A 26,648-nucleotide genomic window follows, 5' to 3' on the forward strand; every position below is an offset into this window, starting at 1 on the left:
ATGAGCACACCGGCGACCGTGCGTGTGTGGGAGAGCCACCTCGCGCTCTACAAGCGCATCTGGCGCAGCCAGTTGCCCTCCTCGTTCCTGCAGCCGCTGGCGTTCATGCTCGCGATGGGTGCGGGTGTCGGCTCGCTGATCAACGCGAACGAGTCCTCCGAGGCGGTGCTCGGCGACCTTCCGTACGTCGCCTTCCTCGCGCCCGGCCTGCTGGCGACGACGGCGATGCTGATCGGCAGCAGTGAGGCGTCGTGGCCGGTGATGGACGGCTTCAAGTGGAACCGGGGCTACGAGAGCCAGGCGGCCACACCCCTCGGCATCGGCGACGTGCTGGGTGGTCAGGTGCTGTGGTGGGCCACGCGGCTGCTGCTCAGCTCGATCGCAGTTGCCACCGTGCTCGCGCTGATGTCCGAAACGCGTTCGATCGGGCTCGTCGTCGGCGTGCCGGCGGCAGTGCTCACCGGGCTCTCGTTCGCGCTCCCGATCGCCGCTTGGGCGGCGACGCGCGAGAGCGACATCTCGTTCCCGGCCATCCAGCGCTTCATCGTCACCCCGCTGTTCTTGTTCGGCGGTGCCTTCTACCCGATCGAGCAGCTCCCTGCCGGGCTGCGTCCGATCGCGTACGTGACGCCGCTGTGGCACGGCGTCGAGCTGTGCCGCGGCGCCTCGCTGCACACGCTCGGCGGTGTCGAAGCCGCGGTGCACTTCGGCGTGCTCGGCGCCTACATCGCACTCGGCTGGGCCGCGGCGTACGCGGCCTTCGGTCGGAAGCTGCATACGTGAACGCCGCCTCGACAGTCGCGATCACACGGATCACGCCACCGATCTGGCGTGCCGCGCGCAGGCCGCAGCGGATGGTCGAGCGCAGCGTCATGGTCTACCGACGCACGTGGCTGATCCTCGTGTCGGGCTTCTTCGAGCCGCTCTTCTACCTGTTCTCGATCCGCATCGGCTTCGGCAAGCTCGTCGGCGACGTCGAGTTCGCCGGGCGGACGATCCCATACGCAGAGTTCGTCGCGCCGGCACTGATGGCGGCATCGGCGATGAACGGCGCGGTGTACGACTCGACGATGAACGTGTTCTTCAAGTTGAAGCAAGCGAAGCTGTACGAGGCGGTGCTGGCCACCCCGATGGGTTCCGCGGACGTCGCCCTCGGCGAGATCGGCTGGGCCGTGCTGCGCGGGATGCTGTACTCGACGGCGTTCCTCGTGTGCCTCGTCGCCCTCGGGATGGCGCCGTCGCCGCTCGTGGTGTTCACCCTGCCGGCGTGCGTGCTGATCGGGTTCGCGTTCGCTTCGGTGGGCATGGCGGCGACGACGTTCATGCGGACCTGGTCCGACTTCGAGTACGTGCCGACGGTGACGTTGCCGCTCTTCCTGTTCTCGGCCACGTTCTACCCGGTGGCCAGCTACGGGGGCTGGGGGTGGCTGCTGCAGTTCAGCCCGCTCTACCACGGGGTCGCGCTGGTGCGCGGGTTCAGCCTCGGCGAGCCGACGTGGGCGATGTTCCTGCACGTCGCGGTGCTCGTTGCCCTCGCCTTCGCCGGGCTGACCGTCGCCGCCCGGCGCATCGACGCATTGCTGCTCAAGTAGCGGTCCTAGCCTGGGGCCATGGTTTTCGGACGCAAGCACGTGGAGATGGTCACCGCTGACACCGCGCTGGCAGGGCGAACCGACCAGACGATGCCGGTGCCGGTGGAGCACTTCGTGCTCGACGCGCCGTTGCAGGGCCCGTGGCCGGCGGGGATCGAGACCGCGGTGTTCGCGATGGGCTGCTTCTGGGGCGCCGAGCGCGTCTTCTGGCAGCTTCCGGGCGTCTACTCCACCGCTGTCGGCTACGCCGGCGGGTTCACGCCGAACCCCACCTACGAAGAGACCTGTACAGGGCGCACCGGCCACGCGGAGGCGGTGCTCGTCGCGTTCGACCCCTCACGCGTCGGCTACGACGAGCTGCTGCGGGTGTTCTGGGAGCACCACGACCCGACGCAGGGGATGCGCCAGGGCAACGACGTCGGCACGCAGTACCGCAGCGGCATCTACTTCGCCGACGATGCCCAGCGCGCCGCCGCCGAGGCGAGCCGCGACCGTTACGCGGAGCAGCTGCGCCAGGCCGGCTACGGCGAGATCAGCACCGAGATCGCCCCGCTCGGCACCTTCTTCTACGCTGAGCCGTACCACCAGCAGTACCTGGGCAAGAACCCCAACGGCTACTGCGGCCTCGGCGGCACGGGCGTCTCCTGCCCGGTCGGCGTAGGCGGCGAGCAGTAGCACCACCTGCCGGGCCGCTCAGCGGGCCGAGTGGCCCCATCCCGACGCCCGGATCTCGGCGCCGTCGGCGTCGATCGGGCGCCCCGCGAAGCGCAGGACACCGGGGGTGGCCGAGAGCTTGGCGATCAAGCCCTGCATCGGGGTGCCACCGACGTCGACGATCGCGTCGCGCGCCGCGTAGTGCGGGTCGGCAGCGATGTCGGCCATGTCCATCACCGGCCCGATCGCCGCTTCCGCAGCCTCGAAGGCCGCGACGACGTCGGTGCTCGAGCGAGCTGCGCACCACGAGATGGTGAGCTGCTCCAACGGTTCGCGGTTCGCGGTTCGCGCGGCGAACGTCGTGAACCGCAAGTCGCCTTGCACCCCGAGCACGCGCATCACCCGCTCGGCAACCGAGTCCGACGAAGTCGAGATGCCGACCCAGCGGCCGTCAGCGCAGCGGTAGGTGCCGCGCGGCACCGTGTAGGGCAGGCCGGCGCCGAGACGCGGCTGCTGCTCGCCGGTGACGGCGTACAGCGAGACGAGTGGTCCCATGATCTGGAACATGCTCTCCAGCAGGCTGACGTCGACAACCTGGCCGACGCCGCTGTGCAGGGCGACCATCGTCGCGAAGGCGGCGACGATGCCGGTCACCTCGTCGGTCAGGGCGATCGGGGGCAGCAGAGGCTGCCCGTCCGGCTCCCCGCTCAGCGCGGCCAGACCGCTCATCGATTCGGCGATGGTGGCGAAGCCCGGCCGTGACGCATACGGCCCGGTCTGGCCGAAGCCGCTGACGCGCGTGATCACCAGTGACGGGCGCCGCGCGAGCAGCACGTCGGGGGCGAGGCCGAGGCGTTCGAGCGCGCCGGGACGGAAGTTCTCGATCAGCACGTCGGCGTCGTCGACGAGGCCGAGCAACAGCTCACGATCGGCCTCGTCCTTCAGGTCGAGCGCGATGGTGCGCTTGCCCCTGTTGACCAGCTTCCACCACAGCCCGGTGCCGTCGCGTGGGTCGCGCCAGGCCATGTTGCGCAGGCTGTCGCCCTCGGGGCGCTCCACCTTCACCACGTCGGCGCCGAAGTCGGCCAGGTAGCGCGCGGCGTTGGGGCCGGCGAGCACCGTCGACAGATCGATCACGTGCATGCCGGCGAGCGGTGGCTTCGACTCCGGCCCGCCCGAGCGGTCGTTCACGCCAGCCATCCGCCGAGGAGGGTGCAGGCCTGCGCGATGTCGGCGGGATCACCGGCGTAGGAGAAGCGCACGAAGTCGTTGCCGCGGGCGAGGTCGAAGTCGAGCCCGGGCGTGCTCGCCACGCCGAGCTCGTCCAGCCAGGTGCGGCACAGCGCCATCGACGTGTCGACGCCTCGCGCCGCCAGTACGGCAGCGACGTCGGCGTACACGTAGAACGCGCCGTCGGCTTCGGCGATGTCGGCGATGCCCGCCGCCGCGAGCCCGTCGATCAGGAGCCGGCGGTGGCGGGCGTAGCGCTCGACGTGGGCGTCCAGCTCGGCGCGGCACTCGAACGCCGCGAGCCCGGCGACCTGGCTGACGTGGGGAGCGCAGATGAACAAGTTCTGCTGCAGCCGCTCGACCGCGTCGTGCAGCCCGTCGGGCACGACCATCCACCCGAGCCGCCAGCCGGTCATCGAGTAGTACTTCGAGAAGCTGTTGATCACCACCGCGTCGGCGGTGTGGGAGAGCACCGAGGGGGCAGGGCCGCCGTACGTGATCCCGTGGTAGATCTCGTCGGCGATCAGGCGGATGCCGCGCTGATCGCAGTACAGCACCAGCGCCGAGAGCGCGGCATCGTCCAGCACCGTGCCCGTCGGGTTGGAGGGCGAGGCGACGATTAGTCCGTCGAGGTGGCCGGCGTCGTCGAGCAGCTCGGCCGTCGGCGCCCACCGCGTCGGCGCACCGACGGGTACCGGCACTGCCTCGATGCCGAGCGCGATCAGCGTGTTGCGGTAGCAGGGGTAACCGGGCTCGACCACCCCGACGCGCTGGCCGGCGTCGAAGCAGGCCAAGAAGGCGAGCGTGAACCCGGCCGAGGCACCGGCGACGACCTGTACCGCTTCCGCGTCGACTGCAGCGGAGTAACGCTCGGCATAGTGCGCCGCAATGCGCCTGCGCAGCGACTGGAGCCCGGGAGCGTTCGTGTAGCCGAGGGCGTTCTCGGACTCGATCGCCTCCACGGCGGCTCGGCGGGCGAGCGACGGTGCGGGCGTGGCCGGCTGGCCGACCTCGAGGTGCAGCACCCGTCGGCCACTCGCCTCGTGCTCGCTCGCCAATCGGGCCATCGCCATCGCGTGGAACGGCGGCACCCGAGCTGCCCGCAGCGCCTCTGCGCCGATGTGTCGCCCACCGTTCGGGTTCACGGTGACGAGGGTAGATCAGCGCTTCGTGCCGGGACCTTGCCCCCGCGGTTTCAGCGCCGCGGGATCGTGAAGCAGCGCTGGTCGAGCGAGCCGAGCGCGTACGTCTGGTAGTCGATGCCGAAGTCGCTGTACAGCCCACGGCAGCGCTCGCTCCACGCCAACGCCTCGGGGCTGGAGATGCGGTGCACCACCTGCATGATCCCGCCTTCGTACACGCGGTACTCGGCCCACGTGCCGGGGAAGTCCTTCACGCAGCCGATCTCGACGCTCGGCACGCCACAAGCCATCGGCCTCACGCGGTGGCGATGCGTGTGGCCGGCCGTGTACGCGACGATGCTGGCTCGCCGCGCGACGACCTCGGTGAGCGCGTCGCTGGCGTCGGGATGCAGCCCGAAGTAGTCGTCGCTGCGCTCGCCACCGACCCATTGCTGGTGGTGGCCCATCACGACTACCGGCCGGTCCGCCGACGCGGCGAGCTCGTCGAGCCAAGCGGTCTGCTCGGGACGGATCGTGCCCGTGGTCTCGGTCGGGATCGCGGTGTCCAGCAGCGCGATGGTGACGCCGGGAAGGTCGACGCGCGTGTCGCCGTGGTAGCGCTGCTGGCCCTCGTAGGAGTCGTGGTTGCCGCGCACGACGTGCAGGCGTTCGCCGAACGCGTTCCGGTAGCACGCCTCGAACGCGGCGAACTGCTCGTCGGTGCCGTCGTTGGTGAGGTCGCCCTTCACGAACACCGCTTGCGGGGCCAGCTCGGTGATCTCGGCCACCGCGGAGCGGTTCATCGTCTCGGGGTACGGCTCTTCGCCCGGTGCCGCGCGCAGGATCGGCCCGATCGGGTGGTCGTCGATGCGGCCGCACTCCACCTCCCCGAAGTGCACGTCGTTGACCGTCGCGAAGCGGCACAGCAGCTCGCCGCCGGGCGTGGTCGCCGTGCGCACGACGACACCGTCGAGGTCGTGCTCGCTGCCGGGGGCAAGGCCCTGGTAGCGGCGCACTTCGGTGCCCGCGTGCAGCACGACGAGATCGTCGGCCACCGTCGTCACGTCGACGCGGAATCCCTCGGGCGCAGTCACGGCGATCACGGTAACTGCCGGCGGTACAGTGCGCTGCCTCATGGCCCGCCCGTTCTTCGTCGACACCGATACCGCGAGCGACGACGCGGTCGCTCTGGTGATGGCGTTGCGCAATGCCGACGTCGAGGTGGTCGGCATCGGTGTGGTCGCGGGCAACGTACCGCTCGACCAGGCCGTGCAGAACGCGCTGTACACGCTGGAACTGTGCGACTCGACCGTGCCGGTGTACGCCGGCGCCGAGCGGCCGCTGGTGCGCACGTTACGTACGGCCGAGGTGGTGCACGGGAGCGACGGGATGGGCGACATCGGCCTGCCGCTCGGCGGGCGCAGTCCCACGCCGGGACACGCCGTCGACGCCCTCCTCGCCGCCGCGGACGCTCACGCCGGTGAGCTGACGCTCGTCACCCTCGGGCCGCTCACCAACGTCGCCCTTGCCCTACAGCGTGACCCGTCGCTCGCGGCAAAGGTGCGCAGGTGCGTGGTGATGGGGGCGGTGGCCGACCACGTCGGCAACATGACCCCGGTGGCCGAGTTCAACATGTGGGTCGACCCCCACGCGGTCGAGGTGGTGCTCGCCGGCGGCCTGCCGATCACGTTCGTCGGCTGGGACATCTCCCGGCGGTTCGCGGTCATCGACGAGGCGGAGGCCGACGAGATCCGTGCCCTCGACACCCCCCTCGCCCGGTTCTGCATGGACATCCAGGTGGCCGTCGCCGCGTTCTGCCACGACCAGACGAAGCTCGCCGGCTTCGACCTGCCCGACCCGATCGCGATGGCGATCGCGATCGATCCCGAGATCGCGACCGATGTGCGCCACCTGCACTGCGCCGTCGAGACCGAGAGCCCGCTGACCGAGGGGATGGTGGTGATCGACCTGCTCGGGTTCACCGGTCAGCAGCCGAACGCGCACGTCGTGACCGCCGCCGACCGCGACCGCTTCCTCGACCTGCTCAAGTCATCGCTCACCTGACTGACCCCCACCCGAAAACCGCAGGTATCGCGCCAATCTGTCAACGGAACTACTCCAGCCGCAGGTATCGCGCCAGATTGGCGCGAGAGCTGCGGTTCGATGTCGAGATTGCGACTCAGTTGGAGTCCGGCCGGAGTCCAGTCGGGGTTCTGGCGGAGTCCTGGTGGGGTCAGAAGGGGCGTTCGCGGCGGGCGGCGATGGGCTTGGCCCACCAGCGGCCGCTGAACCGCCACACCGACTCGCGCTCGATCCGGGGTGCGGCGGCGACGACGACCGACCGCGGCCAGGCTGCCTCGATCGCGGCGGTGATCACCGCCGCCTCCTCGTCGGTCGGTACCGGAAGGACGTCCATCGACGTCACCGCTGCCGGATGACGACGCTGCTGACGACCATGTCGTGCCAGGTCTGCTTCTGGGGCTGCCACAGCATCCACAAGTAGCCGAGGTAGCAGAGGTTGGCCGAGATGAACCCGGCGAAGAACGTGCGCCCGACGGCTCGTCCGATGCCGATCGGCTGCCCGGTGTCGCTCGACACCACCTTGACTCCGGCGATGCGCTTGCCCCAGGTCTGGCCTGTGCGTCCGAGTGCTCGGATGTAGAGGACTGCCACGACGACGATGGCGAGCAGCCAGAGGGCCACGGCAGCGAGGAGTAGCCCGCCGTTGATGTCGCCCGACCGGCACTCGATCTCGTCGCCGCGCCAGTCGCAGTCGTCGAGCGAGCGCACGCCGAGCACGAAGGCGGGCACCAGGAACACCGCCGCCAGCAAGCCGTACAGGATGCTGTCGAGCACGTAGCCGAGGAGGCGCGCGCCGAAACCGGCCAGCTCGGCACCGCCGGCAGGCGGAGCAGGCGTCCCGTAGCCATAGGGCGGCGATCCGTAGCCGGGAGGCGGGGGGGCACCGTAGCCAGAAGGCGGCGCGCCGTAGCCGGGAGGCGGAGCAGGGGGAACCCTCCGTCGGGCGGAGGCGGCGGCAAGTTCGTCACGGGACGAGTCTCCCAGATGCGTGCACCTACAGGGGCATGTTGCCGTGCTTGCGGCGCGGCAGCTCCTCGCGCTTGGTGCGCAGCATCTCGAACCCGGCGATCACCTTGCGGCGGGTCTCGGCGGGGTCGATGACGTCGTCGACGTAGCCCCGCTCGGCCGCGGCGTACGGGTTGGCGTACCGCTCGGTGTACTCGTTGACGAGCTCGGCCCGCCGGGCGATGGGGTCGGCCGCTTGTTGCAGCTCACGGCGGTAGACGATCTCGACCGCCCCCTGCGGGCCCATCACCGCTAGCTCGGCGGTGGGCCACGCGTAGGCGAGGTCGGCGCCGATCGACTTCGAGTTCATCACCACGTACGCGCCGCCGTAGGCCTTGCGGGTGATCACCTGGATGCGCGGCACGGTCGACTCGCAGTACGCGTACAACAGCTTGGCGCCGTGGCGGATGATCCCGCCGTACTCCTGGTCGACTCCGGGCAGGAAGCCGGGTACGTCGACGAACGTGAGCAGCGGCACGTTGAACGCGTCGCAGGAACGCACGAAGCGCGCCGCCTTCTCCGAGCTCTCGATGTCGAGCACGCCGGCCAGCACCATCGGCTGGTTGCCGACGATGCCGACCGTCTCGCCGTTCAGGCGGGAGAATCCGCACACGATGTTCTTCGCCCAGTGGGGGAAGTACTCGAAGAAGTCACCGTCGTCGACCACCGAGGCGATGACCTTCTTCATGTCGTACGGCTGGTTCGCCGAGGGGGGCAGGATTTCGCGGAGGTCTTCGCAGAGCCGGTCCGGGTCGTCGTCGGTGGCCACCGTCGGGGGCACGTCGAGGTTGTTCTGGGGCAGGAACGAGAGCAGGTAGCGGACGTCGTCGAGGCAGGCCTTCTCGTCGGCCGACACGAACGTGGCGACGCCGCTCTTCGACGCGTGGCTCATCGCGCCGCCCAGCTCTTCGAGCGTGACCTCTTCGCCGGTGACGGTCTTCACCACGTCGGGACCGGTGATGAACATGTGGCTCGACTCGCGCACCATGAAGATGAAGTCGGTCATCGCCGGCGAGTAGACGGCGCCGCCGGCACACGGGCCGAGGATCACCGAGATCTGCGGGACGACGCCCGACGACAGCACGTTGCGGTAGAAGATGCCGCCGTAGCTGGCGAGCGACACGACGCCTTCTTGGATGCGCGCGCCGGCGCCGTCGTTCAGGCCGACGACCGGTGCGCCGACCTTCAGCGCGAGGTCCATCAGCTTGTGGATCTTCTCGGCGAACACCTCGCCGAGGGCGCCGCCGAACACGGTGAAGTCCTGCGAGAAGACGAACACCTTGCGGCCCTCGACCGTGCCCCACCCGGTGAGCACGCCGTCGGTGTATGGCCGCTCCTCCAGGCCGGCGGCATGCGCCCTGTGCCGCGCGAGCAGGTCGAGCTCGTGGAAGCTGTCGGGGTCGAGCAGGTACTCGATCCGCTCCCGGGCGAGCAGCTTGCCCTTGGCGTGCTGGCGCTCGACTGCGCGCGCGGAGCCGGCGTTGAACGCCTGCTCCTTGCGCTGGCGCAGATCCTCGAGCTTTTCGTGCATCGGGTTCGTGCCACTCACGTCGCCCGACGCTACTCCTGCCCTCAGGCGATCTCGTAGACGACGGTGATCGTCATCGAGTACTCCTGGCTGCCGGCCGCGATCGGCACGGACTCCGCGCTGTCCGCCCCCGCGGCCTCGTCCACGAAGATCGGGCTCGGCGTCGGTGTGGAGACCTCCGAGATCGAGATCACCTGGCCGAGCTCGACGCCGGCCGCGGTGGCGTACTCGTCGGCAGCTGCGCGGGCGTCGGCTACGGCAGCCCCCCGGGCCTCGCTCTCCAGGGCGTCGGTGTCGTCGACGTACAGCGAGATCCCTCCGAAGCGGATCTCGTTGCCGATCAGCCCGGCGGCGGCGTCGAGCACACCACCGAGGCGGTCGAGATCACGCACCACGACCGTGAGATCGTTCGACGCGACGTAGCCGAGGATGTTGCGGCCGTTGTTGTCGTAGCGCGGGTACAGCGAAACGTTCGACGTCTGCACGTCGGCGGCTTCGATGCCCGAGCCTTCGAGTACGGCGAGCAACGCGGCGGCCTTCTCGTTCGCGCCGTCGAGGGCCTCGTTCGCGGACGACGCCTGCACCTCGACCCCGAGCCAGACCCGCGCGGTGTCCGGGGTGCCCGTCGCCGTGCCGACCCCGCTGACGGTGATCGTGCGCAGCGGACGGCTCGTGCTGTCGCCCGAGTCTCCCGTGCCGGCAGGGCTTTCGGCCACCTGGTTCGCCCCTGCGGTGGCCGGCGTCGAGGCGTCGCTCGATTCCGGCCCGTCGTCGACGGCGGCGACGATGCCGACCGCGGCGGCGCCGAGCGCAACACCACCTACCACCAATCCCACCCAGCGTGCGGTTGCCATCGCGCATCCTCCTCGCGGATCCGACTTCGGTGCACCAGAGACGGTGCAACCCCTTGGACGCCGCCGCGGCCTCCCGGGTTCCCGTGACAGGCTGGGGCGATGGTGCTCTCCGTGCGGCCGCCGATCGCGCCGATGCTGGCCAAGCTCGCCGAGGTGGTTCCCGAAGGCGACCAATGGGTCTACGAGCCGAAGTGGGACGGCTTCAGATGCATCGTGTTCCGCGGTGACGGCGACGGTGAGCCCGAGGTCGAGCTGAGCAGCCGCAACGAGCGCCCGTTCAACCGCTACTTCCCCGAGCTGCTCGCTCCGCTGGCCGCCGCGCTGCCTTCTGGCGCGGTGGTCGACGGCGAGATCGTCATCCCCGCTGCCCACGGGGGGCTCGACTTCGACGCCCTGCTACAGCGCATCCATCCGGCCGAGTCGAGGGTGCGCCGGTTGGCCGCGGAGACGCCGGCGTCGTTCGTCGCGTTCGACATGTTGGCCGCGCCGGGTGGCTCGCTGATGGCCGCGCCGTTCGCCGAACGGCGCGCCCGCCTCGACGACGTCCTCGGCCAGGCGGAGTCGCCGATCCACCGCACGCCGATCACCGCCGACCCGAACCTCGCGCGCGGCTGGTTCGAGCGCTTCGAGGGTGCCGGGCTGGACGGCGTCGTCGCCAAGCGACTCGACCTGCCCTACACCCCCGATAAGCGCACGATGGTGAAGGTGAAGCACCAGCGCACCGCCGAGTGCGTGGTCGCCGGCTACCGCATCCACAAGGACGGCCGCGGGGTCGGCTCGTTGCTGCTCGGGCTGTACGACGACGCCGGACAGCTGCACCACGTCGGGGTCACCGCCGCGTTCACCACGACCTACCGTGCCGAGCTGCTGGCCGAGATGACCCCGCTCACGCAGGATGCGCTCACGAACCACCCGTGGCGGGAGTGGGCCGACGCGGTCGCCCAGGAATCGGCACGGATGCCGGGCGCGCCGAGCCGCTGGACCGCGGGCAAGGGGAAGGACCCGAGCTGGGTACCGGTGCGCATCGAGCGGGTGGTCGAGGTGACCTTCGGCCAACTGCAGAACGGCCGCTTCCGCCACGGCGTGACGCTCGTCCGGTGGCGCCCGGACCGCACCCCGCAGAGCTGCACTTACGACCAGCTCGACGTCGCCGAGCCGGTGCCCTTCGACGAAGTGTTCGCCTAGAGGTCTCGCGCGCTGTCGTGGCCGAAGGTCACGGTGGCGCGGACGAGGAGCTGGTCGTCTGCAGCGGGACCACCGACGAGCCAGGTATCGAGGAGCTGGAGGTGGTGGTGGACCCGGCGTCTGCGGAGATCCCCATCGCGAAGGTCGCCGTCGGCAGGCGGCCGTTCGGGCCGTCGGCGCTCACCTCTACCGTCCACGTCCCGGCCGTCCCGAGCGGGATGCCCTGGTCGAGCGGCAACAGCGCGGCACCGGCGCCGTCGAGGGGCACCGTGAGCACCACGGCCGACACGCCGGTCGAGGACACCGGGGGGTTGAAGCGCACGGTGAGCCCGCTCACCCCGGTGGGCGGCTCGAACAGCTCCAGGCGCACCTGGTTCGTTCCCACGCGGGCGGGGTGCACGAGCAGCCGCACGGCGAGCTCGCCCGCGGAGCGCTCGCTGACGTAGGCGTAGTCGGTGCGGTCGGTGCCCGGGGGATCGATGTTCGCCGGTCGGGTGGCGACGAGCCACGAGGTGAGGGCGAGCACGATCAACCCGATGAGGGCTTCGGTTCCGACAGCGCGGCGCAGGCGGAAAGCGGTCCGCTCGTCGAGGTGGTCGTGGCGCGCGAGGCGGCTGAGGACGAAGTGGCGAAAGACGGTGCCCACGTACGTCATCGCCGCCACACCGGCCACCTTCAGCACCACCAGGCGACCGTGGGTGCTGGAGAGCAGGGCACCGCCGTCCAGACGGAAGACCTGGAACAGGCCCGTGACGAGCGCGATGACGAGCAACGTGACCGAGCTGCGGCTGTAGCCGCGCACGGCGTGCACCAGGTCTTCCTCACCGGGGCCGACGAGCACGACGCGGCTGAGCAGCAACAGCCCACCGAACCACACGCTCACCGCCAACGCGTGGACGATGCCGGCCAGCACGCCGGCTGCGGCGAGCTTGGCGTCGGTGTGGCTCACGCCGAGAGTGGCCACGGCGAGTCCCGGGATGCCAAGAGCGAGCAGCTGCGAGGCCGGATCGAGCACGCGCTCGGGTCGCATCGCCACCCAGCCGGAGGCGGCCACCAGCGCGAGTCTGGCGAGCAGCACCTTGCCGTCCGTCGAGTCGATCAGGTCTCCCCAGGCCGCCGGGCTGAGCGATGACCCGACGCTTTCACCGGTGACGCGAGCTGTCATGAAGACGACGGTGCCGAGGGTTCCGGCGAGCGCCAGGAACCAAGCCAGGCGGATGAACCTCAGTGTGATCAGGTAGTCGACGCCTTCTGGCCACGACGTCGTGATGAGCACGAGACCGCCGAACAGCGCAGCGAGGGCGACGTAGGTGACCAGGCGGGACAGCGCGAGCAGGCCGCCCACGCGCGGCGGCTCGGAGGCGGTGCCACCTGCCTCGGTGTCGGTGTCGGTGCCGGCTTCGGGATCGGTGGAGTCCGTTGAGTCGGTCGAGTCGTTCGAGTCGGTCGAACCCGGCGCGCTGGCGTCGGTGACGGGGACGGAGTCGGCGAGGATGTCGAAGCTGTAGTTGCCCTGGTTCGCCGAGCCGTCCACCTGAGGGACCTGCCAGAGCACGTTGCACGTCCCCTTCGGCAATGCCGAGATCACCGGCACGGTGACCGTGCGCTGGTCGGCCTCGATCCGCGAGGGCCCGAGCGGTGCCGGTTGCCCGCCGCACACCACCTCGACGACGGTTTCGATCGGCACCGGCTCGTTGAAGACGAGCTGCAGCTGGGTCGGTGACGTCGCCACCTGCTCGTCGGCTGCGGGACTCGAGCTTTCGAGGGTGGTCTCCGTGGCCGCCGACGCTGCTGCGAAACTGAGCGCGAAGAAGGCGAGCCCGGCGGCCAGCCCGCCGATCGCGGCGGCCAGACGCCTCGGGACGGCGGAGTCGTGGGGCATGTGTCGACCCAAGCTAGCCAGCCACCGTGGCGAGGTGACGACACCACGCCCCGGGCCCCGCGTCACCCCCTGGGTAGGCTCGTCGCAATGGCCGTCCAGTCGCTCTATCGCCGCTACCGGCCACGTCGCTTCGCCGAGGTGAAGGGGCAAGAGCACGTGGTACGGGCGCTGCGCAACGCCGTCCGCAACCACCGCGAGGGGCAGGCGTACCTGTTCTCCGGTCCGCGAGGCACGGGCAAGACCACCTCGGCACGCATCCTCGCCAAGGTGTTGAACTGCGAGCACCCAGAAGACGGCGAGCCGTGCTGCCAGTGTGCGTCCTGCCTCGCGGTCGAGGCCGGCAACAGCTACGACGTGTTCGAGCTCGACGCGGCGTCGAACAACGGCGTCGAGAACATCCGCGACCTCGTCGACCGCGCTTCGCTCGGCACGCCGGGCAGGCACAAGGTGTACATCCTCGACGAGGTCCACATGCTCTCCAAGGCCGCTTCGGCGGCGCTGTTGAAGACGCTCGAGGAACCGCCGCCACATGTCGTGTTCGTGCTCGCCACGACCGACCCGCAGAAGGTGCTCGAGACCATCCGCAGCCGTACCCAGCACCTGCAGTTCCACTTGTTGCCGATCGACGAGCTAGAGGCCCACGTGCGGTGGGTGGCCGAAGACGCCGGAATCCCGATCGACGACGAGATGGTGCAGGCGGTACTGCGCCAAGGCGCGGGATCGGCACGCGACGCGCTGTCGGCACTCGAGCTCGCGGCTATGTCGGAGGGCTTGCTCGACGAGGCGACGCCCGTCGACGAGTTCATCGAGGCCTTGATCGAGTCCGACACCGGCCGCGTGCTCGCGGCTGTCGCCCACGCCGTGCAGCAGGGCCGTGACGCGCGCACCTTGGCCGAGGACCTGGTGCGTCACATGCGTGACTGCTTCCTTGCTCTGATGGCCCCCGAACTGCTGCAGCTCACCGAGGCTCGGGCCGAGCAGGTGGCCGAGCAGGCCCGCCGCCTCGGCGCCGGCCAGCTTGTCAAGGCGATGGAGACCCTCGGCGAGGTGTTGCTCGAGGTCCGTCACGCACCCGACCCGCGAGTGCTCGTCGAGGTGGCGCTGGTGCGGCTCACCCACCGTGAGCTCGAGACGGGAGTCGAAGCCCTGCTCCATCGAATCGAGCAGCTCGAGCGCGCCGTCGCGCAGATGAGCGCCGCGCCGGCGAGTCCCGCAGCCGAACGCGACCCCACCACGGGTCGGGCCCTCCTCGGCTCACGCTCGGGCCGAGACGTCACCGGCTCCATCCCGCGCCCGGTGCCCGTCGAGCAGACCAAACCTGCCGAGCGCTCCGAGCAGACCGAGCCTGCCGAGTACTCGGAGCCGATCGAGCGCCCCGAGCCGTCGGTACCTGGCGCCCCGCCCGCGCCCGCGCAGGGGCCTTCGCCGACGTCGCCGCCGTCGCAGCAGGTGGGTGCCGATCCCGCGCGAGCCGTCGCGATGTGGGGCACCGACGTGCTCACCGCGCTGAAGCCGTTGGTCCGGGCGTTGTACGCGGCGGGCCATGTCGGTGGTCTGCACGACGGCGCGCTGAAGATCTCGTTCCCGAACGAGCATCACCGGGCGCGGGCCGAGCGCCACCGCGGCGAGGTCGAAGAGGCCTTGGCGAAGGTGGCCGGTACGGCCGTGACCGTGGTGCTCGAAGTCGACGACTCGTCCACGGCCTCCGGCACGTCGCCAGCTTCTGCGACCCAGCCGGGTCAGACCGTCGTCGACGACGAAGACGTCGACCCCTCCGAGCTGCTCGACGCCCCGAGCGTGCCGGTCGTCAGCCCGCTCGACCGCTTGGCGCAGGCGTTCCCCGGGTCCGAAGTGATCGACGAGGACGGTCGGTGAACACCACCTACACCGCGCCCGTACAAGCGCTGATCGACGAGCTCGGCCGCCTGCCGGGCATCGGGCCGAAGTCGGCTCAGCGCATCGCGTTCCACCTGTTGAAGATCCCCGTCGACGACGCCGAGCGTCTCGCCCACGCGATCAGCGAGGCCAAGGCCAAGGTGCGCTTCTGCGTCGAGTGCTTCAACGTCGCCGACGCCGAGCTGTGCCCGATCTGTGCCGACGACCGCCGTGACCCGACGATGCTCTGTGTCGTCGAGGAGAGCCGTGACATCGTCGCGATCGAAAAGACCGGCGAGTTCCGCGGGCGCTACCACGTGCTGCTCGGGGCGATGAACCCGCTCGAAGGGATCGGCCCCGAGCACCTGAAGGTCGCCGAGTTGGTCAAGCGCCTGCGCGACGAAGTCGTGCAAGAGGTGATCATCTGCACCAACCCGAACACCGAGGGCGAGGTCACCGCGATGTACCTGGCACGGCTGCTGAAGCCGCTCGGGCTGAGGGTGACCCGCATCGCGAGTGGGCTGCCGGTGGGGGGCGACCTCGAGTACGCCGACGAGCTGACCCTCGGGCGGGCGCTCGAAGCGCGCCGGGAGCTCGAAGCCTGATACCTACAGCGAGAGCTACGGCCAAAGCGGGGCCGAAAACGGCACAAGGGGTACCGCCCCTGCAACTGGCAGCGGGCGGATGAGCCAGCTCCAGAGGTGGTACCCCGTGTGTTCCGATGGCACCACCGAAGCGGTGCTATCTGTTGCGGTTACATTACAAAGATGACGGATGAATGTCAACCACAGATTTCAGACCGTCTCCACCAAGAGCGCGTCGCCCTGCCCGCCGCCCCCGCACAGCGCCGCTGCGGCGAGCCCGCCGCCCCGGCGGCGCAGTTCGTGCAGCACCGTCAGCGCCAGACGGTTGCCGCTCATGCCGATCGGGTGGCCGAGTGCGATTGCGCCCCCGTTTACGTTGACCACCTCGTCGGTGACGCCGAGATCAGCCATCGACGCGATGCCGACCGCGGCGAACGCCTCGTTGATCTCGTAGAGGGCGATCTCGCTCTGCTCGCGCCCCGCGCGCGACAGCGCCTTGCGGATGGCCGCGCTCGGCTGGTGCAGCAGTGAGGCCGAGTCCGGCCCGGCGACCATCCCGTAGCCGACGAAGCGCCCGAGCGGGCTGACGCCGCGGCTCTGCACCGCGCGCTCGCTCATCATCACGATCGCCGAACCGCCGTCGGAGATCTGCGACGCGTTGCCGGCGGTGATCGTGCCTTCCTTGTCGAACGCCGGGCGAAGCCCCCCGAGGCTCTCGAGCGTCGTGCCCGGGCGCACGCCCTCGTCGGTCTCGACGAGGATCGGCTCACCCTTGCGCTGGGGGATCGCCACCGGGACGATCTCGTCGGCGAAGCGTCCGTCCTTGATGGCGTTCGCGGCACGCTCGTGGGAGGCCACGGCGGCCTCGTCTTGCGCCTGGCGGCTGATGTTGCCGGCCGCGTAGCGCTCGGTACCGAGACCCATCGCGCAGTTGTCGAACGCGCACCACAGACCGTCGGCGATGATCGCGTCCTGCAACTCGGTGTGTCCGTAGCGGAACCCGGCTCGGGCCCCGGCGGCGATGTAGGGCGCGTTCGTCATCGACTCCATACCGCCGGCCACGACGATGTCGGCCTCACCGGCCATGATCATCTGGTTGGCGAGATAGATCGAATTGAGCCCCGAGAGGCACACCTTGTTGACGTTCACGGACGGCACGCTCATCGGGATGCCGGCCTTGACCGCCGCCTGACGGCTCGGGACCTGACCCTGGCCGGCCATCAGCACCTGGCCCATGAAGACGTGCTCCACCTCTTCGGGGGAGACACCGGCGCGCTCTAGCGCCGCCTTGATCGCGAAGCCGCCGAGGTCGGCGGCGCTGAACGGGGCGAGTGCCCCACTCATCTTGCCGATCGGCGTACGGGCTCCGGCGACGATGTACGAACCAGCCATTTTGCGCTCCTCCTGGGCAAGCTCCGACTCCGACAGCCTAGGTGGGCGAACCTACCGCGCGGTAACGTCGGCGCCCATGCAGCACGTCCTCGAGGCCATCCAGGCAGGCGCGTCCAGCGAGGAGTTCGCCGCCCTCGCAGTCCCCGAGAGCTATCGCGGGGCGCACGTCTTGAAGTCCGAGATCAAGATGTTCGAGGGCCTCACCTCCGACCAGAAGGACCCCCGCCGCAGCATCCACGTCGGCGACGTCCCGACGCCCGAGATCGCCCCCGACGAGGCCTACGTCGCGGTGATGGCGTCGAGCATCAACTTCAACACGGTGTGGTCGAGCATCTTCGAGCCGGTCGACACGTTCGGCCCGATGGAGCGCCTCGCCCGCGAGAGCGAGTGGGCCAAGCGCCACGCGCAGCCGTACCAGGTGATCGGCAGTGACGCCGCCGGAGTGGTGCTGAAGGTGGGCTCCGCGGTGCGCAACTGGAAGCCGGGCGACCGGGTGACCGTGCACTGCAACCACGTCGACGACCAGGACCCGACCGCCCACGACGACTCGATGATGGCCGCGAACCAGCGCATCTGGGGCTACGAGACGAACTTCGGCGGTCTTGCCGACATGGCGATCGTGAAGGCCAACCAGCTGATGCCCAAGCCCGCGCACCTGTCATGGGAAGAGGCCGCGGTCAACGCGCTGTGCAACTCGACGAGCTACCGCATGCTGGTGTCACCCAACGCCGCGTCGATGAAGCAGGGCGACGTCGTGCTGATCTGGGGCGCCACGGGCGGGATCGGCGCGTACGCCACCCAGTACGTGTTGAACGGCGGCGGCATCCCCGTGTGCGTGGTGTCGAGTGAGGACAAGGCCCAGATCCTGCGCAACATGGGCGTAGAGGCGATCATCGACCGCCGCTCGGCCGGCTACAACTTCTACGACGAGAACGGGGTGCACGACGAGAAGGAGTGGCGGCGACTCGGCAAGGACATCCGCGCCCTGGTGGGCGAGGACCCCGACATCGTCTTCGAGCACCCGGGCCGCTCCACGTTCGGCGCGTCGATGTACGTCGCGAAGCGCGGCGGCACGGTCGTCACGTGCGCGGCGACGAGCGGGTTCATGCTCGAGTTCGACAACCGCCACTTCTGGATGCGCCTGAAGCGGCTGATCGGCAGCCACTTCGCCAACTACCGCGAGGCCTGGGAGGCGAACCGGCTGATCTCGAAGGGCATGATCCACCCGGTGTTGTCGCAGGTGTTCCCCCTCGACCAGACCGGCGAGGCCGCGTACCAGGTGCACCACAACATGCACGAGGGCAAGCTCGCCGTGCTCTGCCTGGCTCCGGGCGAGGGCCTCGGCATTGACGACCCCGAGCTGCGGGCCAAGGTCGGCGAGGACAACCTGCGCCGGTTCCGCCGCGCCTGACCCGGACGGCTTGCCCGCTCCCTCTTCGGCGCGGGCAGGATATGCCCATGCTGCTGACCGAGATCGACCACGTCGCCATCGCCGTACGCGACCTCGAAGCGGCGATCGACTACTACCAGCGGGCCTTTGGTGCCGAGGTCGACCACCGCGAGGTGGTCGAATCCGACGGCGTCGAGGAGGCCCTCTTGAAGGTGGCCGAGAGCTACGTCCAGTTGCTCACCCCGACCCGTGAGGACAGCCCGGTGGCCAAGGCGATCGAGAAGCGTGGCGAGGGACTGCACCACATCGGGTACCGGGTCGCCGACTGCGCCGAAGCATTGGCGGCAATGGTCGCCGCCGGAGCCACGCCGATCGACAAGGCGCCGCGGCCGGGTAGTCGGGGGACGACCGTGGCCTTCATCCACCCGAAGGGCAGCTTCGGCACGCTGATCGAGCTCGTCGAGGAGTGACCGGCGCGCCGGACTACGGTCCGCGTGCATGGACTTCGCCTTTTCCGACCGCTGCCTCGAGTACCGCGAGAAGCTCCTCGCGTTCATGGACGAATGGGTCTACCCGAACGAGTCCGTCCACGAGCAGCAGGTGCACGACTCCGGCGACCCGCACTTCTACCCGCCGATCATGGAGACCCTGAAGGCCGAGGCGCGCCGGCGCGGGCTGTGGAACCTGTTCCAGCCCCATGCCGGCTGGTGGGGTGAAGGCTTCAGCAACCTCGACTACGCGCCGCTGGCCGAGATCATGGGCCGCTCGACGATCGCGTCGGAGGCCTGCAACTGCTCGGCACCCGACACCGGCAACATGGAGGTGCTGACGATGTTCGGCACTCCCGAGCAGCAGGACGTGTGGCTGCGGCCGCTGCTCGACGGCGAGATCAGGTCTGCCTTCGGGATGACCGAGCCAGACGTGGCTTCCTCCGACGCGACGAACATCTCGCTGCGGATCGAGCGTGACGGCGACCACTACGTGCTGAACGGCCGCAAGTGGTGGACCTCGAACGCGTTCCACAAGAACTGCAGGATCATGATCGTGATGGGCAAGACCGACCCCGGTGCCTCCCCTCACCGCCAGCAGAGCCAGATCCTGGTGCCGATCGACACCCCCGGCGTCACGGTGGCGCGCAACTTGTCGGTGTTCGGCTACACCGACAACGAGGGCCATGCCGAGACGGTCTTCGACAACGTGCGCGTGCCGGCGTCGAACCTGATCGCGCAGGAGGGCGACGGCTTCATGATCAGCCAGGCCCGCCTCGGCCCCGGCCGCATCCACCACTGCATGCGCACGATCGGTGCCGCCGAGCGGGCCCTCGAGCTGACCTGCCAGCGGGCGCTACAACGCACCACGTTCGGCAAGCGGCTCGCCGACCGCTCCAACATCCAGGACTGGATTGCCGAGGCGCGCATCGAGCTGGAGATGATCAGGCTGCTGACGCTGAAGACGGCCTGGCTGATGGACACCGTGGGCAACAAGGGTGCGCGTACGGAGATCGCCGCGATCAAGGTGGCCGCACCCAACGTGGCGCTGCGGATCATCGACCGCGCGATCCAGGTGCACGGCGGAGGTGGCGTCAGCCAGGACTTCCCCCTGGCCGCGATGTACGCCGGGATCCGCACGCTGCGCCTCGCGGACGGACCCGACGAGGTGCACAAGATGACCATCGCCCGGGCCGAGCTGCGCCGTCACGATCCCGCCTTCCGCACCGACGGCGCAAGCACGATCGCCCCTGGGGGTGGCCGCGGCTGAGGGTCGACTCAGGCAGCGATCACGCGGACCCGAACCACGGCTCGGCGGCCAGGTCGGACTCGAAGATCGCGCGGTCCTCGTCGTCGGCGATCGGCACTGCACCCGCCGCTGCGCGCTCGGCGGCGGCGTCGTCGAGGCGGCCGAGACAGGCGAGGCTGCGAGCGCGCGCCTCGTGGGCGTAAGCGAGGTCGAAGTCGACCAGTCCGCCGGCTGCGACGGCTGCTGCAGAGCGATCGGCATGGTGGAGCGCGAGGTCACCGTGGCCGAGCACGGCATGGACCCTCGACAGCAGCCACGACGCCCGCGCCGCGTTCTCCGGCCCCCGGCGGGCGGCGCGGCGCCAGTGATACGCGGCGGCGTACGCACGCTCGAGCAGCTCGTCGGCGGCTGCGCCGACGGGGCGGCCCTCGCCACCGAGCAGCTCCCACACCGAGTTGTTGGCGTCGATCGCGAGCCGCCGATGCAGCTCGGCCTCGGCGGTGTCGGCCTCGGCGGTGTCGGGGTTGTCGGGCGGCGGGTCGGCGGCCATCACCGCGAGGGTAGACCTGGGGTTGGGTCAGGTTCGCCGGTACACACCACTGGACACCTCGGCCGCCTCGCCGCGGCCGATCATGCGCTGCAGGTGCAACCGAGCGCTGCGGCGTTCGACCGAGTCCGCGAAGACGTGTTCGACGTGGGGCCGGTAGACGAAGCGGTGCCGCACCATCTCTTCCAGCGTGTGAGGCTCGCCGAGGAAGTCGAGCATCGCCTCGTGGCGGCGCCCGATCACGGCCGTGAACGCGTCGATCATCTGCACGAACGTCTCTCGGCTCCCGATCACGCCCTTGTGGTGGAACGTGACGTACCAGTCGGCCTCCTCGTCACGCACCTTCCCGAGGCTGGCCTCGAAGTCCTCGAGGTCGCTCCACGCGTCGCCGTAGTAGGGCCCGAAGCCGGTGAGGTCGATGTCCGAGAGGAAGAACACGCCCCCCGAGATGCGAAACCCGCTGTGGCCCCTCGTGTGCCCGGGCAGGTGGACGGCCTCCACCGTCACCCCGCCGAGGTCGAAGACGTGGCCGTCGGTGAAGCCCTGCGCGTCGGGCCGGGGGGCGAAGTGGAACTGGTCGACGACGACGGCCGCGAACGCCTCGCGGGCCTCGCCGGCGAGGCCGTAGACGTCCATCAAGCCGTCGAGACTGCGCACGCCGGGCAGGTCGGCGTCGTGGACGTGGACACGGGCGCGGGGAAACAACCCGTTGCCGGCGACGTGGTCCTCGTGGCTGTGGCTGTTGAGCACCGCGTCGACCCGGTTCGGCAGGCCGCCGCGCGCGACGACCGTGATCGAAGGATCGATCACCACCGATTCGCCCGCACCGCGCACGTAGAGGGTGTTGCCCGACGGGTAGGCGCCGTTGTCGGCGCCGGGCAGCAGGCTGACCGCGCTCGTCAGGCGCCGCTCGTCACCAGTCCAGTCGGCGATGGCGCTCAACTCTGCTCGTCGGTCTGAGCGCGCGCGAGGTGGAGTGAGGCGGAGTTGATGCAGAACCGGTCGCCGGTGGGGGCCGGCCCGTCGGGGAACACATGACCGAGGTGGGCACCGCAGCGGGCACAGGTGACCTCGGTGCGGACCATCCCGTGGGAGCGGTCGACGGTGAGCTCCACCTTGGAGGGGTCGAGCGCCTCCCAGAAGCTCGGCCAGCCACACCCGGCGTCGAACTTGGTCTCGCTCTCGAAGAGCGCCTCGTCGCAAACGATGCAGCGATAGGTGCCGGGGTCCCAGGCGTCCCAGTACTCGCCGGTGAACGGCGCCTCGGTGCCGGCGTGCTGGGTGACCTGGTACTGCAGCGGGGTGAGGCGGTCACGCCGTTCGTCGTCGGAGGGGAGCGCCTGGTCTGCCATCGCCCCATTCTGGCGTGCTCGAACGCGCCCGCCTACGGGTCAGCGCCAGGCGAAGACGGGTTGCTCCAGGTGATCGACGCGCTCGCCGAGGCGGCCTTCGAGTGCCACCCAACGGAACTGCACCAGCACTGCTCCGGTCGGAGCATGGATGAGGTCGCCGCCGAGGGGGACCTGCACCACCGGTCGGTCGCTCTCGGGGATGGTGACGAAACGCGGTGAGTCGTCCCTCACCAGCTCGTGCAGGCCGATGCGGTAGGCGTGGGCCACCTCGCCCGGGTGGGGCGTCAGCACCACGTGGCCCTCGGCCCACACCACGACCGGTGTGATCACGTAGCCCGATCTGGTCGGGTAGTCGTCCAGACAGCCGAGCACCGCCTCGACGGGCAGCGCCAGGCCGAGCTCCTCGTCCAGCTCCCGCAGCGCGGCCTGCTGCGGGGACTCGCCGGGGTCGAGCCGGCCGCCGGGCAGGGCCCACTGCGCGGCGTGGCTGTTCATGCTGGCGGACCGGCGGCAGAGCACGAACGCCGCACCTCCGGTGACCCCGACCATGCGCCCGTCGAGGCCGCTGGTGTCGCCGGGCACCATGTGGAGCGGGTCCTCGCCGAGCTCGGCCGGGTCGTGGTCGTCGGCATCGGCGTCGCTGTCGACGACGACGATCGCCACCGCGGCGTGACGGCGGCCCTCCAGCGGGTGCGAACGCCGCTCGTGAGCGGTGAGGTGTTGCACGATGCGCTCCCGCAGCCCGGTGTCGTGGGCGACAGGTTGCGGGGCGCGGCTCACGGGCCGAGTCTGGCGCGCCTGCCCGGCCGACGGCGGATCGCGGATTCCTTCCTTGTAGGGTTGACGATACGAACATATGTTCGTATACTGGGCTGATGGAACCCGTAACCGGGGTTGTAGGGGTCGAGGAACAGGCGCTGGCAGCTTTGAACGCCGGTGTCGATGCCCTCTCTCGGCTCGACCTCGTCGCTCTGTCTGACGACAGGCTGCACGCGTTGACGATCGCCGTGCAGCGCTGCACGGCGCGGTTGGGGGTGGCCCGCGCCGCTGTCGTTTGGCGCTGGGATACGCGGGGGGTGTGGGCCGGCGACGGGTCGCGCAGCCCCGCCCACCGCCTCGCCCGGGAGACGAACACGTCAACGCACTCGGCCAGGGTGGAAATCGCCAGGGCGCGGGATCTCGCGGTGATGTCTCGTGTTGCCGCGGGGATCGAGGCTGGTCGGCTGTCCCTGGATCACGTGTACTTGTTCGCCAGGGCGCGCAAGGAACCCTGCCAGGCCGCGTTCACCGACAGCGAGGAATGGCTGGTCGATCAATGCGCGCGGTTGCCGTTCCAAGACGCTGAACGGCTGGTCAGGTACTGGCGTCAACGCGCCGACGCCGCCGCCGCGGAGGAGGAAGCCGAACGCAATGTGAGCGCGAACACGTTGCACGCGTCCGCGACCTTGGACGGCACCGTGGTGATCAACGGCCAACTCGACGCGATATCGGGCGCGGTGTTCACCAACGAACTACAGAGATTGGAACGGCAGTTGCTGCTGGCCGACAAGGCTTCGTTGACGGTGAGAACCGTCACGCAGCGGCGGGCGGCGGCGTTGGTGGAGATGGCCAAACGCTCAGCCGCGTCCAAGACCGGCCGCCAACGACCACTGATCACCGTGCTCGTCGGCGACGAAACACTGCGGCACATGTGTGAGTTGTCCAACGGCACGGTGATCACCCCCGGCCAAGCAGCCGGACTGGTCAACGACGCACTGGTGGAATCGGTGATCTTCGACGGTAAGACCACCGTCATCGCCGTCACCCACAAACGCCGCTTCACCGGGGCTTTACGGCGCGCGATCGAAGTCCGCGACCGCCGCTGCCAACACTCCTCCGGCTGCTACCAGAGCGTCGAGCGTTGCGACGTCGACCACATCACGCCCTGGCGCGACGGCGGGCCGACCAGCCAGTTCAACGGACGACTGCTGTGCGCCTTCCACAACCGCCACCCCGACGTCAGCGACCACCACCAGGTCAAACCCCAACCCGTGAGACCGATCGACGACCTCGACCGCCTCCGCGCCCTCATCCGCTGGCGCAACCAACAAGCACAAGCCGCCGAAGACGCAGCCAACGAAGAAGCGAAGGACGACGACAACGACGGAGACGGCGATGGCTATGGCAAGTGACCTCGTCCGGCTTCGGCGACGGCGTGGGCTGCGTCCCACACGTCGACGTACCTGGTGGTGAGTGCGCTGCAACCGAGACGGATCACATCGGGAGGCCGGTAGTCGGCGACGATGTTGCGCTCGGAGGCGAGGCGTTGCACGAGTTCGCCCGCCCGAGGGTGGAGCACGGCGACGTGAGCTCCGCGGCGGTATGCGTCACGCGGGGTCGACGTCGGCAACCCCAGCTCGTCGCAGAGCTCCAGCAGCAGGCCCGTCAGCGCGCGGCCCTTGGCGGCGATCGCGGGCATGCCGACCTCTGCCGTGAGGGCGATTCCTCCTTCGGCACCAGCGAGCGACAGGATCGCCGGCGTGCCGAGCAGCAACCGCCGAATGTCGGGATGGGGATCGAACGGGCGCTCCATCTCGAACTGATCCTGCTGGGCGAACCAGCCCCACATCGGCTGGTCGAGCACGGGCTGCAGGTGGGCGGCGACGTAGCTCCACGCCGGTGATCCTGGGCCTCCGTTGAGGTACTTGTACGTGCAGCCGACGGCCAGCTCTGCGCCGGCGCCATGAAGATCGAGCTCCACTGCGCCGGCGGCGTGGGACAGGTCCCACAGCACGGTCGCACCCGCCGCGCGGGCCGAGGCGGTGAACCCGGCCAGGTCGGCCAGCTCCGCGGTGCGGTAGTCGACGAGCGAGCGCACGACGAGCGCGACGTCGTCGTGCAGGCCCTCGGACAGATCGCCCACCCGGTGCCCGGTGGCCGCGGCAACGCCGTGGACCACATAGCGATCGGTGGGGAACTCCCCGTCGGCGACGAGCACCGTGCGTCGCTCGGGATGCATCGCCAGGCCGGCGTGGACCAGCTGGTACAGGTTGACGGTGGTGGAATCGTGGACCACGACTTCGCCGGGACGGGCGCCGATCAGCGGAGCGAGCATCTCGCCGACTCGTGACGGTTCGTGCAACCAGTGATGCCAGCCTGCGATCAGCTCGCCCGCCCACTCGTCGCGCAGCACTCGTTCGATGCGCTCCACGCTGCGCCGTGGTGGCCTGCCGAGCGAGTTCCCGTCCAGGTAGATCAGCTGCGCGTCGGGCACCAAGAACTCGTCGCGCCAAGGAGCGAGGGGATCGTCGGCGTCGAGGGCGGCGGCGTCGTCGCGGCTGATCGGCACATGTGCAGTCTGGCCGAGCGTCACCGCCGCGGGTTCAGGCGGGCGGCGGTGGGACGCGGCTGGTGAGCACGCCGGCTTCCTCAAGCCGGTCGAGCTCGGTCTCGTCGAGCCCGAGCAGCTCGGAGAGCACCTCGCGGTTGTCCTCCCCGCGGTACTTCGGCTCGCCGCGCACGCCGACCAATCCCTCGCTGAAGCGCCACGGGGCGGCAGGGACGCGAACGTGACCGCCGCTGCGGTCGCTCACCTCGACGATCGACCCGCGCTCGGCGGCCCAGGTGCTGTCGGCCAGCTCACGCACGCTGCGCAGCACCCCCATCGCCAGCCCCTGCTCAGCCAGGCTCGCCTCGAGCTCGTCGGCGGAAGCGAACGTGGTCGCCGACGCCTGCAGCTCGGCGAGCAGCTCGTCGAGGTGCGCGAGTCGGGTGGGTACGTCGGCAAAGCGCGGCTCGTCGGCCAGCTCGGGTCTGCCGATCGCGGCCACGAAGCGGTCGAAGGTGCCGCGCTCGGCGGGGTGCCCGGAGATCACCACTGTCGTCCCGTCGGCCACGGTCAGCACCGGGTAGTCGCCGGGCTGGAAGCTGCGGATCCAGTCCGGCGGGACGTCGCCGTCGAAGAGTTGGTCGTGGACGTGTTCGTTCACGTAGAGCATCGTCTGTGCCATCGAAACGTCGATGTGCTGGCCACGCCCGGTGCGCTCGCGCATGTAGAGCGCGGCCAGCACGGCGGTGATGCACTCCAACGAGGCGTAGACGTCGGCATGGGACAAGGGATCGTTGGAGTAGTGGCCGCGCCCGCCGCCGCCGTGGCCGCGCGCGTCACCTTGCATGCGCGTCACGCCGGTCTCGGCCCCGACGACCGGCGCGTAAGCGCGCCGGTGCACCCAGGGGCCGGTGGCGCCGTAGCCGCTGATCGACGCGTAGACGAGGCGCGGGTTGTCGGCGGTCAGCGCCGCGTAGCCGAGCCCCATGCGTTCCATCACCCCGGGACGGAAGTTCTCGACCAGCACGTCGCAGCGTTCGGCCAGCCGGTGGAGCAGCCCGACAGCTTCTTCGCGGGACAGGTCGAGGCTGATGTTGCGCTTGCCGACGTTCTGCTGGATGAAGTACGTGGCGAGCGAGCCCACCCGCGGGTTGGAGAAGCGGGTCAGGTCGCCGGCGGGGGGCTCCACCTTGACGACGTCCGCGCCGAGGTCGGCCATCATCCGAGTCGCATGCGGGCCCGACAGGACCCGGGTGAAGTCGAGCACGCGCACGCCCTCGAGCGGCCTGCCGGCGGGCGCGCCCGCTGCTGCGGCCGGCGGTTCGTCCACG

Annotated in this window: 26 protein-coding genes; 11 read left to right on the forward strand and 15 right to left on the reverse strand. The window is 69.9% G+C overall.

What is annotated here, in order from left to right; all coding sequences use genetic code 11:
* The 3 genes from IPM43_08130 to msrA all read left to right on the forward strand — a co-directional run bounded on the left by IPM43_08130 (position 1) and on the right by msrA (position 2,267).
* Positions 1-783: an ABC transporter permease gene (locus IPM43_08130; protein ID QQS23447.1), complete on the forward strand. Its 783-nt coding sequence runs from the start codon at positions 1-3 to the stop codon at positions 781-783.
* A gap of 71 nt (positions 784-854) precedes the next feature.
* Positions 855-1,592, forward strand: coding sequence for an ABC transporter permease (locus tag IPM43_08135; GenBank protein ID QQS26382.1), 738 nt, complete (start codon positions 855-857; stop codon positions 1,590-1,592).
* Positions 1,593-1,610: 18 nt separating this feature from the next.
* Positions 1,611-2,267 carry a peptide-methionine (S)-S-oxide reductase MsrA gene (gene msrA / locus IPM43_08140; protein ID QQS23448.1) on the forward strand — a complete coding sequence of 219 codons (657 nt, stop codon included), beginning with the start codon at positions 1,611-1,613 and terminating at the stop codon, positions 2,265-2,267.
* 18 nt (positions 2,268-2,285) lie between these two features.
* Here the strand turns inward: msrA and IPM43_08145 are convergent, their stop codons facing one another.
* The 3 genes from IPM43_08145 to IPM43_08155 form a co-directional block, all read right to left on the reverse strand.
* Complete coding sequence (locus tag IPM43_08145) at positions 2,286-3,446, reverse strand: CoA transferase (protein QQS23449.1); 1,161 nt, start codon at positions 3,444-3,446, stop codon at positions 2,286-2,288.
* Positions 3,434-4,549: an aminotransferase class I/II-fold pyridoxal phosphate-dependent enzyme gene (locus tag IPM43_08150; GenBank protein ID QQS26383.1), complete on the reverse strand. Its 1,116-nt coding sequence runs from the start codon at positions 4,547-4,549 to the stop codon at positions 3,434-3,436. Before IPM43_08150 ends, IPM43_08145 begins: the two co-directional genes overlap by 13 nt.
* 122 nt (positions 4,550-4,671) lie before the next feature.
* Positions 4,672-5,691, reverse strand: coding sequence for a metallophosphoesterase (locus IPM43_08155; GenBank protein ID QQS23450.1), 1,020 nt, complete (start codon positions 5,689-5,691; stop codon positions 4,672-4,674).
* A gap of 40 nt (positions 5,692-5,731) precedes the next feature.
* Between IPM43_08155 and IPM43_08160 the strand changes: the two genes are divergently transcribed.
* On the forward strand, positions 5,732-6,661 hold the full coding sequence (locus IPM43_08160; GenBank protein ID QQS23451.1) for a nucleoside hydrolase: 930 nt from the start codon (positions 5,732-5,734) through the stop codon (positions 6,659-6,661).
* Between the two features lie 169 nt (positions 6,662-6,830).
* Here IPM43_08160 and IPM43_08165 read toward each other — a convergent pair whose 3' ends face one another.
* From IPM43_08165 to IPM43_08180, 4 genes are all read right to left on the reverse strand, one after another.
* Positions 6,831-7,013, reverse strand: coding sequence for a hypothetical protein (locus IPM43_08165; GenBank protein ID QQS23452.1), 183 nt, complete (start codon positions 7,011-7,013; stop codon positions 6,831-6,833).
* Between the two features lie 5 nt (positions 7,014-7,018).
* On the reverse strand, positions 7,019-7,453 hold the full coding sequence (locus IPM43_08170) for an RDD family protein (GenBank protein QQS23453.1): 435 nt from the start codon (positions 7,451-7,453) through the stop codon (positions 7,019-7,021).
* Between the two features lie 220 nt (positions 7,454-7,673).
* Entirely contained in the window at positions 7,674-9,215 is a 1,542-nt protein-coding gene (locus IPM43_08175; GenBank protein QQS26384.1) for an acyl-CoA carboxylase subunit beta, read from the reverse strand.
* 41 nt (positions 9,216-9,256) lie between these two features.
* On the reverse strand, positions 9,257-10,066 hold the full coding sequence (locus IPM43_08180; protein QQS23454.1) for an SIMPL domain-containing protein: 810 nt from the start codon (positions 10,064-10,066) through the stop codon (positions 9,257-9,259).
* 99 nt (positions 10,067-10,165) lie between these two features.
* Between IPM43_08180 and IPM43_08185 the strand changes: the two genes are divergently transcribed.
* On the forward strand, positions 10,166-11,251 hold the full coding sequence (locus IPM43_08185) for an ATP-dependent DNA ligase (protein ID QQS23455.1): 1,086 nt from the start codon (positions 10,166-10,168) through the stop codon (positions 11,249-11,251).
* A gap of 28 nt (positions 11,252-11,279) precedes the next feature.
* On the opposite strand, the gene IPM43_08190 is transcribed toward IPM43_08185, so the two are convergent.
* Positions 11,280-13,133, reverse strand: a complete 1,854-nt coding sequence (locus tag IPM43_08190) for a copper resistance protein CopC/CopD (GenBank protein ID QQS23456.1) — start codon at positions 13,131-13,133, stop codon at positions 11,280-11,282.
* Between the two features lie 87 nt (positions 13,134-13,220).
* Here IPM43_08190 and dnaX point away from each other — a divergent pair, with 87 nt between their 5' ends.
* Positions 13,221-15,008 (forward strand): DNA polymerase III subunit gamma/tau, encoded by a 1,788-nt coding sequence (gene dnaX, locus IPM43_08195; protein ID QQS23457.1) that lies wholly within the window; start codon positions 13,221-13,223, stop codon positions 15,006-15,008.
* A complete protein-coding gene (recR, locus tag IPM43_08200) occupies positions 15,005-15,613 on the forward strand; it encodes a recombination protein RecR (GenBank protein QQS23458.1) in 609 nt (202 codons plus the stop codon). Before dnaX ends, recR begins: the two co-directional genes overlap by 4 nt.
* 189 nt (positions 15,614-15,802) lie before the next feature.
* Here recR and IPM43_08205 read toward each other — a convergent pair whose 3' ends face one another.
* Positions 15,803-16,984, reverse strand: coding sequence for an acetyl-CoA C-acetyltransferase (locus tag IPM43_08205; protein QQS23459.1), 1,182 nt, complete (start codon positions 16,982-16,984; stop codon positions 15,803-15,805).
* A gap of 76 nt (positions 16,985-17,060) precedes the next feature.
* On the opposite strand from IPM43_08205, the gene ccrA reads away from it, so the two are divergent.
* The 3 genes from ccrA to IPM43_08220 are packed head-to-tail and all read left to right on the forward strand — an operon-like array spanning position 17,061 to position 20,132.
* Positions 17,061-18,395, forward strand: a complete 1,335-nt coding sequence (gene ccrA / locus IPM43_08210; protein QQS23460.1) for a crotonyl-CoA carboxylase/reductase — start codon at positions 17,061-17,063, stop codon at positions 18,393-18,395.
* A 50-nt stretch (positions 18,396-18,445) separates the two neighbouring features.
* Positions 18,446-18,844 (forward strand): methylmalonyl-CoA epimerase, encoded by a 399-nt coding sequence (gene mce / locus IPM43_08215; GenBank protein ID QQS26385.1) that lies wholly within the window; start codon positions 18,446-18,448, stop codon positions 18,842-18,844.
* Positions 18,845-18,872: 28 nt separating this feature from the next.
* Positions 18,873-20,132 carry an acyl-CoA dehydrogenase family protein gene (locus IPM43_08220; GenBank protein ID QQS23461.1) on the forward strand — a complete coding sequence of 420 codons (1,260 nt, stop codon included), beginning with the start codon at positions 18,873-18,875 and terminating at the stop codon, positions 20,130-20,132.
* Positions 20,133-20,151: 19 nt separating this feature from the next.
* Here the strand turns inward: IPM43_08220 and IPM43_08225 are convergent, their stop codons facing one another.
* From IPM43_08225 to IPM43_08240, 4 genes are read right to left on the reverse strand one after another with little or no spacing between them, the layout of a single operon-like run.
* Entirely contained in the window at positions 20,152-20,661 is a 510-nt protein-coding gene (locus IPM43_08225; GenBank protein ID QQS23462.1) for a hypothetical protein, read from the reverse strand.
* A 27-nt stretch (positions 20,662-20,688) separates the two neighbouring features.
* Positions 20,689-21,591: an MBL fold metallo-hydrolase gene (locus IPM43_08230; GenBank protein ID QQS26386.1), complete on the reverse strand. Its 903-nt coding sequence runs from the start codon at positions 21,589-21,591 to the stop codon at positions 20,689-20,691.
* 5 nt (positions 21,592-21,596) lie between these two features.
* Positions 21,597-22,010 (reverse strand): peptide-methionine (R)-S-oxide reductase MsrB, encoded by a 414-nt coding sequence (msrB, locus tag IPM43_08235; GenBank protein QQS23463.1) that lies wholly within the window; start codon positions 22,008-22,010, stop codon positions 21,597-21,599.
* 39 nt (positions 22,011-22,049) lie between these two features.
* Positions 22,050-22,790, reverse strand: a complete 741-nt coding sequence (locus tag IPM43_08240; GenBank protein QQS23464.1) for a CoA pyrophosphatase — start codon at positions 22,788-22,790, stop codon at positions 22,050-22,052.
* A 95-nt stretch (positions 22,791-22,885) separates the two neighbouring features.
* On the opposite strand from IPM43_08240, the gene IPM43_08245 reads away from it, so the two are divergent.
* On the forward strand, positions 22,886-24,181 hold the full coding sequence (locus tag IPM43_08245; GenBank protein ID QQS23465.1) for a DUF222 domain-containing protein: 1,296 nt from the start codon (positions 22,886-22,888) through the stop codon (positions 24,179-24,181).
* Here IPM43_08245 and IPM43_08250 read toward each other — a convergent pair.
* Both IPM43_08250 and IPM43_08255 read right to left on the reverse strand, forming a co-directional pair.
* Positions 24,169-25,338, reverse strand: coding sequence for an aminotransferase class V-fold PLP-dependent enzyme (locus IPM43_08250; GenBank protein ID QQS23466.1), 1,170 nt, complete (start codon positions 25,336-25,338; stop codon positions 24,169-24,171). The two genes, IPM43_08245 and IPM43_08250, sit on opposite strands and share 13 nt — an antisense overlap.
* Before the next feature lie 34 nt (positions 25,339-25,372).
* On the reverse strand, positions 25,373-26,647 hold the full coding sequence (locus IPM43_08255; GenBank protein QQS23467.1) for a CoA transferase: 1,275 nt from the start codon (positions 26,645-26,647) through the stop codon (positions 25,373-25,375).
* Between the last annotated feature and the right edge of the window lies 1 nt (position 26,648).

The organism is Actinomycetota bacterium, from assembly GCA_016700055.1.
In the GTDB taxonomy this organism is placed as follows: domain Bacteria; phylum Actinomycetota; class Acidimicrobiia; order Acidimicrobiales; family Ilumatobacteraceae; genus Kalu-18.